The sequence below is a fragment of the [Borrelia] turdi genome (genome assembly GCF_008828755.2).
Lineage (GTDB): Bacteria > Spirochaetota > Spirochaetia > Borreliales > Borreliaceae > Borreliella > Borreliella turdi.
In genome coordinates, this window is record NZ_QBLM01000004.1 from 1 (window position 1) to 12811 (window position 12811).

The 12811-nt window shown below is 25.6% G+C and carries 10 protein-coding genes and 3 pseudogenes; 4 read left to right on the forward strand and 9 right to left on the reverse strand.

The window, feature by feature from the left end:
* Window positions 1-179: 179 nt before the first annotated feature.
* The 7 genes and pseudogenes from DB318_RS05990 to DB318_RS04715 all read right to left on the reverse strand — a co-directional run.
* Window positions 180-384 (reverse strand): annotated as a pseudogene (locus tag DB318_RS05990) (hypothetical protein); the annotation flags it as partial.
* A 285-nt stretch (window positions 385-669) separates the two neighbouring features.
* Window positions 670-978 (reverse strand): BB0158 famile outer surface lipoprotein, encoded by a 309-nt coding sequence (locus DB318_RS06175; RefSeq protein WP_336510993.1) that lies wholly within the window; start codon window positions 976-978, stop codon window positions 670-672.
* Window positions 944-1081 (reverse strand): BB0158 famile outer surface lipoprotein, encoded by a 138-nt coding sequence (locus DB318_RS06180; protein ID WP_336510994.1) that lies wholly within the window; start codon window positions 1079-1081, stop codon window positions 944-946. Before DB318_RS06180 ends, DB318_RS06175 begins: the two co-directional genes overlap by 35 nt.
* Entirely contained in the window at window positions 1072-1431 is a 360-nt protein-coding gene (locus DB318_RS06185; protein ID WP_336510995.1) for a BB0158 famile outer surface lipoprotein, read from the reverse strand. The genes DB318_RS06180 and DB318_RS06185 overlap by 10 nt, the downstream gene beginning before the upstream one ends.
* A 199-nt stretch (window positions 1432-1630) precedes the next feature.
* Window positions 1631-1795 (reverse strand): annotated as a pseudogene (locus tag DB318_RS06245) (BBA14 family lipoprotein); the annotation flags it as partial.
* Window positions 1796-2312: 517 nt separating this feature from the next.
* Entirely contained in the window at window positions 2313-2435 is a 123-nt protein-coding gene (locus DB318_RS06125; RefSeq protein WP_272872973.1) for a hypothetical protein, read from the reverse strand.
* 679 nt (window positions 2436-3114) lie between these two features.
* A complete protein-coding gene (locus tag DB318_RS04715; protein WP_151074375.1) occupies window positions 3115-4224 on the reverse strand; it encodes a variable large family protein in 1110 nt (369 codons plus the stop codon).
* Between the two features lie 256 nt (window positions 4225-4480).
* On the opposite strand from DB318_RS04715, the gene DB318_RS04720 reads away from it, so the two are divergent.
* The 4 genes and pseudogenes from DB318_RS04720 to DB318_RS04730 all read left to right on the forward strand — a co-directional run bounded on the left by DB318_RS04720 (window position 4481) and on the right by DB318_RS04730 (window position 10588).
* Entirely contained in the window at window positions 4481-4840 is a 360-nt protein-coding gene (locus DB318_RS04720; RefSeq protein WP_187646444.1) for a hypothetical protein, read from the forward strand.
* Between the two features lie 2470 nt (window positions 4841-7310).
* Window positions 7311-7512: pseudogene (locus DB318_RS05995) on the forward strand (zinc ribbon domain-containing protein); the annotation flags it as partial.
* A 1179-nt stretch (window positions 7513-8691) separates the two neighbouring features.
* Window positions 8692-8919 carry a complement regulator-acquiring protein gene (locus DB318_RS06005; protein WP_236840938.1) on the forward strand — a complete coding sequence of 76 codons (228 nt, stop codon included), beginning with the start codon at window positions 8692-8694 and terminating at the stop codon, window positions 8917-8919.
* A gap of 1381 nt (window positions 8920-10300) precedes the next feature.
* Window positions 10301-10588, forward strand: coding sequence for a hypothetical protein (locus DB318_RS04730; RefSeq protein WP_151060801.1), 288 nt, complete (start codon window positions 10301-10303; stop codon window positions 10586-10588).
* 611 nt (window positions 10589-11199) lie between these two features.
* Here DB318_RS04730 and bptA read toward each other — a convergent pair.
* Complete coding sequence (gene bptA / locus DB318_RS04735; RefSeq protein ID WP_272872974.1) at window positions 11200-11835, reverse strand: virulence-associated protein BptA; 636 nt, start codon at window positions 11833-11835, stop codon at window positions 11200-11202.
* Window positions 11835-12365, reverse strand: coding sequence for a hypothetical protein (locus DB318_RS04740; protein ID WP_234909478.1), 531 nt, complete (start codon window positions 12363-12365; stop codon window positions 11835-11837). The genes bptA and DB318_RS04740 overlap by 1 nt, the downstream gene beginning before the upstream one ends.
* Window positions 12366-12811 lie beyond the last annotated feature (446 nt).

The window sequence follows — 12811 nt, forward strand, 5'->3', positions numbered from 1 at the left end:
TTAATAGAATTATTTAATAGAATTATTTAATAGAATTATTTAATAGAATTATTTAATAGAATTATTTAATAGAATTATTTAATAGAATTATTTAATAGAATTATTTAATAGAATTATTTAATAGAATAAAATATATTATACATTATAATGTATAATATTATGTATTACAATATAATTGTGGTATAAAAAACGTCACTATAGATGTCAAAATAGTAGATGTAACGAGAACCTTGATCATTTGAAGCGTTTCTAAATCAAAGCTTAGCTTTAGTTGGGAAATATTCTTTATTTACCAGGCTTGATGGTAGAATCAGCACTAAATCTTGCTTCTAGATTATGTGTGGAAATTATTGCCAAATGTTCGCTTATGGCGTAGTGGTCGTGCTAAATATTATTGTTACTAGTAGTAAAATACACATATTGATCTTTATCATTAATACTCATTTTTATTTAGTTATTCTACCCAAATATTATTTATAATATATCTTAAGTTTAGAAAAGTTTCTAAGAAATTTGTGAAATTCGCATGTGAGTTTACAGAAGAAAATGACCTTATAGCTATACCTCTTAAGTGTTTTATGATTTATATCAATATAATATATTTAATGAAGTTAATGGAGAAGATGTAGCTGTAAGTAGTAGGTATAAAAAATGTCATCGGGTTATTTATTATTCATCAATGGGAAGTTTTAATTTCTCGTTTGATAAATTTGGATACTTAGCAAATATTAGCTTAATAGTATCAGTAAATAGCCTCGGATTTAATGCAATTTCATAGGCTTCATCTTTATTAGTTTGTCTATCTTTTATAGTAAGGGATGCAAGCATATAGCTATATTCACCCTTCTTATAAAGAAGTTTAAAAGAATTTGTTAAGTCATCATTAAAAACTCCAAAATTATATGAATTAATGTATCCAGACCCTTTTGAAACTTCTTTTAAGCTAAATTGTAGCAACACCAGTTCTATATCTCTCAAAATCAATATTTGATCCTCCAGAAATTAACTTTAGGCTTTTAACTTCATATTTTTCTTCAAACTTTTTAGTTGACTCAAATACTATTATTTTAGCTATCGGCACTTTACTCCCCAATATTTTATAGTTATTATTATTAATATAATAAGTATAGTTATAGCTATAAACCATGATGAAGTTTTAAATCGAATGGGTGAAAAAATATAAGAATACTTAAGTTCTTTAAGATTTTTAATTGAATTATTATATTTGTCTTTTATAGCTCTTAAATTATCAGATTTTGCCCATGTAATATAACCCGCAAAAAGACCCCCATAAGCTTCTTCTTCTTTTATTTCGGTTAATATAGATTCTTTATTAATATAAGAAATATTGTTATTATTTTCTTTAATATCTTTTTTATTATTTTCTTTAATTGGCCCGAATCTCGAAATTTCAGTTTCGATGTTTTTCAAAGACTTTGGCACTAAAAAACAAGAATAAAAAAATGATATAAAAAAAATATATTTAAAATACTTATGTAGGGCAAAGATCCAGTTATCCCCCCACTGTATTTTTGTATAGTCCAAAAACAATCGATTTAGTTTTATCAATGTAACTTTTGTATTATTCAATTCGGACTTTTAGCATACCAGTATTTTCAATACTACCTTCTTATCCATACATACTAGGCATCAAAATTCTAAAATGGAGGAAATTTGTGGTTAACTTATTGGTTTTTACGTATTTTTTGACGCATAAGAGCCACGTTCTTAGCGATGTTGTATATTTAAAAAGCTTTGCCCCGTTGAGAACTAAATTTTTGTTGTCATTTTTATTTGAAAGACTAGGGGTTTAGGCAAGCTTAGAATCTATTTGTAGCTCAATAGTACTAAAAATATAAATCCTCCCCACAACATGTAATAATAAGTTATTTTTTGTTTATTTTTTCATTTTTCATCTCCTTCTATTTATTCTTATCTCTAGTCAATATTTTTTATAAATCTTCTTTATCTGTCCTCAGTAATTTAAAACATTTTGAATCATATTGATAGATATTAGCACTCTGGTATATGAATATATAGTTTTTGCGCTTTTTCTTTATAAAGTTCTTTGTACGGTATTAGATTTATCTCGTTTTTGAAGTTGATGTATTTTCCATTAATCACTCTGAATTGACCAAACATTTTGTCAACTAGATTAAATTCTTCATTATCTTTGAATTCAATAACCGATTTTTGAATAGGAGATAGTTTTTTGATTTGTTCTATATTTAGGTTAATTCCTTTGTAAGAGTTAAGGTTTCCTTAATTGTTGAAAGTGAAATATTTTTACTATCTTTGTCCTATGTTATTATTTAAGGCTCAACTTTCTTATTAACAAAGCATAGATTATTAATAACAGCAATCATCCTTTTTGCCTCTTTGTCTGTCTGTCTTCCTTCTAGCAAAAATCTTTGCTCTTTCAAATCCATTCTCATATTATTCACTATGAATACTGGCAAATAACAACTATAATAATATCAACAGCATGGCCTCTGGGCCCCTTTGCTATTAGCATATTGATTTGCTGCGCAGCAAACACTAAAATCTTTAATAGCTTTCTTAAAATTCTATAGAAGATAAGCTATTTGATAAAGAAATATATAAATTAATAACAGGAAGAAGATTTTTAACCTTTTTAAAATGAGCTATATTTTCTTTTTTTCTTTTCATCAGCATCTATAGACCCTTTATGATCTTTTACTTTTTCTATTTTGCTTTTTTAGTCTCAATAGCTTGATTTATAGCCCTCTTATATTCCTTTATTGCATTTTCTAAATCTTTTTTGTCATAGCTAGAAGTAGCTTATTTTTATATATAAAGCATTTCACTGTTTTAAGCGAAAAGATCTAATAAAGTGTTGATAATTTAAAAGAAGGAGAAATAGTGCTATTTTATATAGCACTATAAATATAATTAATAATTAATTATGAAAAACATAGTTGATAATCCTAAATTATACACAAAAGTTGGTAATAATAAACCGCTCAAATCTTGATCCAATAATAAGCCCAAATTACAATTTACTTACAAAACAAAAATTTACTTGTTCATAAGATGCTTTTCTGAAAATTTAATACTAGGAGAATTAGAGTTGACTGCCCCGTTCGCCGCCTCTTAGCTAGCTTTAATAGTCTTAGCTATTTTTGTTAAGCTTTCATTAATAGCTTTTAGTACCAATTTAGATAAAGCATCAACAGTTTTATTAGCAGCATTTTTAACAAGAGCTCTTATAGTATTACCATCACCACTTGGTTCTCGGCCCATTTTCACAGCAAATTTCCCGTTCTTAGCCATTCCCCTCAAAACAATAGCAGCAGCAATCTGAGTATCTTTTTCCATATTATCCCTGAATGCAGTAGCATCTGAATTGTCATTTCCCCCAATGGCAGCTTCAATTGGATTTGTAGCTTCATCGGCATTCTTTCCCTCTGTCGCTCCACTACTTTCAACAGTCTCAGCAGCAGCAATAATAGCTCCTAATATCTGCTCCCCACTAACCGCACTAATAGCCTCAGCGGCCTTATTAATATCTTCTGGATTAGCTCCTCCTCCAATCTCAGATGGAATATCATAACTATAAAAAACTCGACCACCTGGATGACCCTGCTTTCCAGAGAACATCTTGCCTGCTTCTTTGTTGTTACTTTCTTCGATGATTGGCTTTGTAGGGTTATCAGCTTCAGCTTTTAATTTATCAGCAATACCAGCAGCCCCAACAATCTTCTTTATTCCTTTAGCAATTTCAACAACACTTTTTGCATCAGCTTTGGTTGATACATTGTCACTACTCTTAACCTCTACGACTTCTCCCATAGTTTCAGCGGTAGTTTCGGCTACAGTTTCAACAATGGTATTGGCAGCATCTATCATTTTATCTATCATATCGTTAATTTTATTTATTTCATCATCAACAGGGTTTACTGTGTTACTATCTTCTTTAGCAGTATCAGTATTCTTTCCTTCTATTGTCTTACCACCTTTTTCACTAATAAATTTAGCAAATTTATCTTTGGCCTTATTTAATGTTTTGGCCATGCTATTAAAATAATCTTTTACCTCAGATTTTTTTGGGGTTGGTTTAAGGCTTAGAAAGCCATCAATCAGTCTATCAAAGGAAATGAATTTTTGGGTTTGGATTGGATTAATAGCTTTTCTAGTATCGCTTTTACAATTGATAAAAACAAGAAAAGTTATTGTAAAAATTGCACTTGATATTTTTTTCATATTAGTCTCCTTAATAAAAAGTATAAGAATATTATCTTAACTTAAAATTAGTACTTTAGCAAGTTTATTGGCTATGTAAAATACATACATAATAAATTTAATATATAAGTATTCTTATCTAGAAGAAGATTATGAGTATAATGATGAATATGATGAAGAAATATTAAGCAATCGATATGAATCTTATCTAGAAGGCGTTAAATATAATGTAGATTCAGCAATTAAAACAATTGTTAAGATATATAATAATTATGCATTGCTTTCAATAAAGCAAGCCCAAATATATTCTACACGACTTGACTACCTTACTAAAGACAAGGCTAAAGAAGAGGCTAAAAAGTTTACAAAAGTAAAGCTTGAAAAAGATCTTAATGCCCTATTGGCTTATATTCAAGTGAGTGCAAAGGCCGCAACAAATTTTGTATACGCAAGAGAAGTATATGCAGGAAAGATATTAAATAGCATTGAAACAGGAATAAAAAATTTAATTTCAAAGGTCAAAGAAAAATCTAATTCATACGAAGCATATAAAGCAATAATAAGTTCAATCTTATCAATAAAAGATTCTCTTAAAAGAGTGCAAAGTGTCATTGATAATAATGGTGTTTGGTACTAATACTTAATATTATTTGAATTTGAAATAGGTTGCAAAAGTATGTAGCTTGTTTCAAATTAAATAAAGAAAGCCCTAGTTTAATATTGTTTAAAACATTGTTACTGGTACTACTAAAATACCAGAAACACTTAAAAAGTTGCTAAGCAAAAATTTAAAAAGCTTGGGGGATTTGAAGTCAAAATTAGAAAAATTTTCTATAGCTAAGACCAATTTTGAAAACATTTACAAAGCCTTGAGTAAAAAGTGCTTAGATTGCTAGTAAAAATTTCAAATCTATTTCAAACTTTCTTGATTATGCAAATTTTCAATCCAATGGCCTAAAAAACTTAGAAGAAACACATAAAACATATTAAAGAAACCTCTTTGGTGCCGTTAAAAATTAGCATAAACTTTCTTAGTTGCAATGGAGAACATGTTTTTATCTATCTTGTATCCACTTTGCGACTGACAACCCTACATATTTATTCCAACACTAGTTTATATCAATAGCAAATATTAGAAGTATACTAAAGAAATATAATTTATTACTTTTCAACTTTTTTGGAAAGCGCTACAACTTTTGTTAAAGTAAGAAGAAATTTTACTTGTCATGGTCACAATTTTTTTAAAAGTTTAATTATTGGATTGAGCGCGGTTTTGAAGCTCTCTACAAACTTATCAAAGGCCGCAATACAAGTATTATGTTGATTTTTTATAATTGAAATTTGATTGATGAAATCAATGTTGTTAAGGGTCTAAAATTCCTTAAATAAAGGATTGTTTTATTCTTTAAAATACAATCAATCACTATTGATTTTAAAACTTTTTAAATACTAAGGAGAAGCTTTTACCCTGTTTTGCACTTTTTTGATATTAAGATTGTTCGTGTTTTTTCTCCTAGTAGCAGTTTAATACCTTAAAAAGAGCCTTATTTGAGGCTGCAAATTCTATTTCGCCCCCCAACAACCCTACAACTTGCTGCTTCCAATAATGCTCTTCTTTTGCATATTTTATATGTTTTATTATAAAACTTTAATGAAATTAAAAATAATTGGGTTTTAAATTTGAATTTATTAGATGTGGGTTTAAGTTTTTTAGTATATTTATCAACTATAAATATACTTGGATATTATTTTTTAATATATTCAAATTAATGAGAAATGGTGTAGTTGAATTTGTAAATTCATTATATTGTGACATTATATGTATAGTTTTTTTATTTGAAATTATTTTTAGTTTAGGAATTTTTTTACCCTTTTAAAAGCAATATATTTATTGTAATTATATGGTTATGTTTATAGGGGCATTAATATATTCTTTTTTATGTCTAAATAGTAGAATTTTTATTTTAAATGGCATATTATATATGCTTGTATTTTTTTATTTGGCTTTAAATTTTATTTATATAGATAATATATTCCCATCTTTAATATCTTTTATATTTATATCTTGTTGGAATCTTGTTTATAAAAGAACAACCAAAGAAATATAAAATTAATTTCTTATTATTGTATTTATTCTAGAATTTATTTTATTCCCAATTGAGTTTTGAGCTCATTAGGAATAGAATTTTAGAGATAATTTTTTTTGCAGTTCATTGGTATTTTTGTCCATTTTTAGATATGGATGTAAGGTTGTTAAAGTTATTTATTTGATAGTTTAGAAGATTGTTTTGATTAAGTCTTGGATGCTTAAATGATTTATATAATCAAATTATTGAGCATAAATATATTTTGATTATAATAAAGTTTTTAATAAAAAAAACTGAAAATGGAGATTAAAAACAACTGAAAATTACTAACTTTTTGAGTGTAAAGTCTAAAGAAGCGTTACATGAAATCAAATACAACGCTAATTCAAAAAGCCCCTTTTTAGTTAATGCATCCTACTATTATTTATAAAACCAAATATATTTTTTACCATATAATTAATTTTGTTTGTATTAATTCTAAGAAATTACATAATGTTTATATGTTTTTGTGCAACCCCCTTTAAAGGGAGATCTGCTAAACATAAAAATTTTTATAGAATAAATCCAAATGAATTTATTCTAATTAGTGAACATCTTATCAATTCTTCTAGCATCAATCACTAATTATTTATACGAATTCTAAAAAAAAAAGTTAAAGTTTTGGATTTTTTGGTTAAATTTTAAGTTATTTAGGTTCTTCTTTAAAGAAGGGCAAAGTATCTATACTAATTAAAAATTATATATATTATTATCTTTTAGTATATATTAAAAATACCTCATCTCTTCTCTTATTATATAAGAAGTTAAATCGATTCGTGATTGGAATAGAAGTGGGATGTTTTATTTTTTATTCATTATAAACCAAACATCCCGCCCACGCGTTACTTTAGATAAAAGTTACTTAGTTTTTGTATCATTAGTAATGATTACTACTTATCACACAGTAATTTGAAATTTATTTAAATTATTTTTCAAATCAAAATTATAATTAAGATTCAAGTATAATATTATTTTAAGTGCGGGCTATGCAACAATTGTGGTATTAAAAATACAACTCTAAATTAAGTGATACTAGGTGGACATTTTCGGTAGTTGTAATATTTTGCATGATAGAGATATAAATGCAGCTCAAAATCTTAAAGCTTATTATTTCAAGGAAATAAAAACTAAGGCAGACTGCGCTGGAAGCATTCTTTTTTATAATTTTTGTTACATCACCTAAAAGGGAGATATTAGGAATGTCAGCCCAATACCCTAAAAACAAGACTCGTTTATCATGTTTGTGTTTTTTGGGTTGGGATTTGATAATGTTTGTCTTTGAACCCGCTTAATAAAAAGTATCTATCTAATTTATACAAAGAGGATCCATACCATTCTGATTTATGATAATTGCCTTACAAACTAATACCATACTAAATCATTAATACCTTTTCCAAACATTCCTTTTTGCATACCTTTAAATAACAATTACATAATTGTGCTAATTAACTTTTTACTAAAACTATTTCTTCTACAATGATATCAAAATATCAGTATATGTTTGTTAATAATTTTGTTATTTCTTTTAGAAAAATCATAATAACTTCAATAAAAGTTCCAATTTAAGTTATAAAATCCAGCATAAATATCTTATTTAGCTTTTCTTACAAATTCATAGTATTTTAAAAAAAAAATTAAATTAAACAGTATGGATCTTTGTATAGCTAAGTTGATATTACTTATAGGGAGGCTAAACAACTAACTATTGTTAACAAGCACTCTAGACAAAAAAATAATACTTTAAACCAATGAAAAAATTGGCAACAATATACACAGGTTAAATACTACAAAACTCTTTATCTACTAAAAACCCCGATTAATCCAAATAAAAAAATTAATATTCTGCGCTTAATATTTTTAAAAAGAGAAGTTAATTCTTCTCTTTTTTTTATTCATATAAGCTAACCAAGCCCAAACCAAAACCACGAAGTAGAAATTAAATTTTTAATATCAAATAAGTTTTATTATTAGTTGAAAACAATATCAAATTGTTGTATTATTTTTTTATATTAAAATTAATAAATACTAAATTTATTATAAAAGGAGAACATTTTGAAAAAAATAAATTAAATATCATCAAGCTTAACATTATTGCATCAATATTAACATCAATTTGTATATAATGTGCACCTCTTGACGAGGTTAATCCAAACAAGCTAAAGAGCCATACCAATCCTAGAAAGCTAAAAAAACAAAAAGCCGTACCAATTCAAAAAATCTAGCAGAAAATAATCAAAATCTTAAAAATGAATCTCAAAATCCAAAATATTCAAATCAAAACCCTCAATAAAAAATCTTACCCCCAAAATTAGCAAAAATTGATAAAGATCTGAAAGATTTAAAAAAACAAGAAGATATACAAATAGCTAATATTGATGCAGAATATAATTTTCTAGAAACTTTTAAACTTCAAAGAGGTGAAATTTTTATGCACATTGTAAAAATGATATTAAAAAGAATAATTTACCCATCCTTAAATTACGAAAAAGAAAAAATATTGCTATTAAAAGAAATTCTTGAAAAACTTGATAACAATTATCAAAACCTAAGAATAGCTTATACGTTTCTTGAAACATCTAGGGATATTTAACTTTATATAGAAAAAATACCATTCAATAAAAATAGAAGATTTAAGCAAAAAACCCAAAGAGCTGCACAAGATATGGAACGTAGTTTAAAGAGAAAATAAAATTTCGCAAAAACCTTAAACGCAACCATTGCAGCTTATAGCAAAGATTCCAACAACCTTAAAACCAATCTAAAAAATCTAGCAACTCACATAAAAGATAAATACTACCATATTACTCTTTATATACCAAATAAATTCTACGATTTTTAAAAGTGCGGCAAATAAATTTAAAATTATTATCTCTACTCTGTATTTGCTTTATAATAAAAATAATATTTGAATAATGAATAATTAATAACAGAAGGGAATATTAATGATGAAAAGAAGTACTACAGGCAAAACTAAAAAGAACAAAAGTCCCCCTGAAATACTTGCTGAATGCCCCCCTTCACCGCCACTAGTAAAGAAAAAAACAAGAAACTAAAGATAAATTAACTTAATAAGACAATAAAAAGTTTATAGATTTTTTTAGCAAAACCAAAACATATCAATATAATCTAGATTCTATTTATAGCAAATATACAAGATCTCATGGCATCATTGATACCTACTGCGGTTGTGGTGATTATAGATATTGGATGTTTTAGTACATAGCCTTTCTAAAAAGCATAAAAAGCTCTTGATGAACTAGAAAAAATAAACTTAGAAGAAGAGTATTCTAAGCTTAGTAAAATGCTAAAGGCCGCCTGCTTGTTTCTAGTTATAAGGACAACACTTTAGAAAACGCAATAAAGAAGTATATAAAAGCTATAGAGCAAACTAGTAAAACTTGAAAATAAAATAGAAAGGTAATAAAAGATTGTACAGGGACTAAAAGATTACTGAAGAGAAAAAGAAAAAAGCGTAGACCATTTAAAAATAGCTAGGGATTTATTCCTGTTATTAAAGAAACTATTGAAACAGCTTGTCTGTCTTATGCTGATACTTTTGTTACTGGTAACATCAGCTTATCTTGTAACAAATTTAAGCAAGCTATTAACGAGTTTAATTTTTTCACACTTTTAACTGCTAAATCTTATATTTTACTAGTATTCTTAATATTCTTATAATTAATAACAAAGCAAAGGGGTGGTTTATACAAAAATTACTAAATGACAAATAACTATTATTAATTTTTTCTAATAAACCCTTTAAAGCCTTTTTTAAAGGATTCAACACCCCTAAAAAGTCGTGGGCGCCGAATCAAAAAAATAAAAAAAATAAAAAATAAACTTCTCCAAAAATGGAGAGAACTGGAGAAGCCATTAAAAATATAAAATTTATACCTTATAATATACACCATATAAATATATATGTCCTATTTTGAAGTTTTTTTATTAATGAATTAATCTATATTTATTTTATGAGAATGATAGAAGGATATTTATTTTATAAAGTTTCTGAAGCGCAAGAAATTCTTAAAAACAAATTTGATTATAAAATCACAAAAAGCCATTTAAGATATAAACTAGAGGTTTTTGAATGTTATATTAGAGTAGGGAATATAATGATGATTCCAGAAGATTTTTTAAAATATTTAACACTTAGTTTAGTCTTATTTAAAAAAAACGAAAAATATAAAATAGAAATAAAAAAAGAAATTAAAGAAAAAATGCCTAAATTTAGAGAATTAATTAATAAAAATAAATGAATTCACTTGTAAAAGCACCCGATATTCGGATTTTAAAAACAAAAAACTTTGCCTTATGATATACTATGCATAAACTTTTTTTAATAAAAGTTTTAGTTTATAATAATTAGAAACTTTTATATTGTAAATCCATATTAGCTTTATCAGATTAACGATAGTGTGAATAATTTATAAAAAATATCCAATTTATTAATAAAAGTCCTATTATTTATTTTGTTATACATTTTAAACTTCAACTTGCACCTATAAATTATCCATCTTACATTAATTATGTTTAACAAAAATTATTTTCTAATATTCAAATATAAAATATTTTTTTAAAATTTTTTCTTTTAAATTATATTTATCTAACTCAAATTACACTTGCCCTGGTTTCAAAAGGTATTCTTCTTAAATACTATTTAAATGTTTCCAATCTTTTAGAATTACCATATTACATACAATTTAGCCATAATATAATTGCAATTATTGTTACTATTTTTTTATTTTATATTCTCTATTTATTAACAATCTTCCTATATTCCGCATTTAAAGTATTTATACAAATAAAATTTAATAAAAAACGTTTCAGTCCTAATCAAAAATCTACTATTTAAAAAATTTAGATTAAATTAAAGATTATATTTTAGTAAAAAATTTTCTATATCTATTTTATATTCTCTATCTTCATTAGAAATTAAAGTAATCTTTAATCGTTTTATTTTTTTTATTTTCTTAAAAAATCCTTTAGAAAGGGTAACACGTAAATTATTTTTTACTACAAAAGGAAATTTTAAATGAAAAAATTTTTTATCTATATTTGGATCTCCAATATTAAAATCCTTTATTAGCTGCCATTTTTCACTTGGCAAATCATTTTCATGCCTTGAAACTCGAGCATCTTCAAACCCTTCAAAAATTACATTTTTAAAACCTAAAATTTTATTGTCATGCACTTTAAAATCAAATTTATACCCAGGATTCATAGCCCTATAGGCATCTACCAGATAGCCCGTCATATTCTTATTTTTTATATTTTCTACATAGGGCATCATAAACTCTGATTTTATAAAAACCAACTCTTTTAAATTGTCATCTTTTAAAAGATATGTATAAGTCTCATTAATAAAGACATTATCTAGTGACTTTTCAACAATTTTATTATAAATAACATTATTTTCTTTTTGTTGATAAAATAAGGAAGCCAAAAAAATACAAATTAATAATAGCCCGAAAAATACCATTTTGCTCAATATATTTTTACTCATTAATACTCTATCCTATCAATAAAATTTATGAAAATCGTATCAAATGCATTACAATAACGCATAACATTTTCCCTACTTACCTTGAAAGAATATTTTTTTTTCTCATTATTTATCTCATCAAAACATTCAACGTATACATCAATTCCATTTACATTTACCAACTTTTTTAGCTTATTTACCCTTTCATCATCTTCATTAAATATACTCATCCAAAATTTGAAATTATTAACCCCATTAACAAAATGAGTATAAATTGGAGATGCCAGCACAGAAACTCCATTAATATGCACCTTTTTAAGCACAAGCTCCGAGTTATTTATAATTTGGACTTCAAAATTTGTATCAGTATTTAATTCTATTTGCCCTGAATAATAATGCCTTAAAATAAAGGCCCCAAATTTGGTTTTTGAATTAAGAGATATCCCTAGTTCAGATCTATTGCTTTCATTACTAAGAATAACCTCTTCAAATACTTCATTGGAAAAAATAAACCCATTGGGAATTAATAAAAAAATTAACAATATTACCACTTTCACGCCTTTTGCTATTATACCACTAATCAAGTCAAAGAATAAATAGGAAAAATTTAAATTGCTATTGTTTTAATAATAAATCATTTAAATATTTAAATGATTTATTATTTATTAAAAAATATGACTATCCCTAAAAACTAACATTCAATTTTATACACACCACATTTTAATATCGCAGTCGAAAATTTTACCAACAAAAAATACCTACAAAATAAATATTAATAAACTTATGCTAAAAACTAGCAATCCATAAGCAACTAATTTAATACTTAATTAAACAATAAATATCGCATAGCTATTCCGTTAAATACTATATCAAAGATTTATAAATAGTAATTTCCAGCAAGTATTTATTAAATAAAACATATTTACTGGAATATTTATTTTTTATTCTGACTAATTGTAATGCAAATCTTAATATCAAGAATTAATCAAAAAAAAAG

Coding starts and splice junctions, on each gene's coding strand:
- DB318_RS06125 (WP_272872973.1), bottom strand. CDS start 2,435: ATGAGAATGGATTTGAAAGAGCAAAGATTTTTGCTAGAAGGAAGACAG.
- DB318_RS04730 (WP_151060801.1), top strand. CDS start 10,301: ATGAGAATGATAGAAGGATATTTATTTTATAAAGTTTCTGAAGCGCAA.
- DB318_RS04715 (WP_151074375.1), bottom strand. CDS start 4,224: ATGAAAAAAATATCAAGTGCAATTTTTACAATAACTTTTCTTGTTTTT.
- bptA (WP_272872974.1), bottom strand. CDS start 11,835: ATGAGTAAAAATATATTGAGCAAAATGGTATTTTTCGGGCTATTATTA.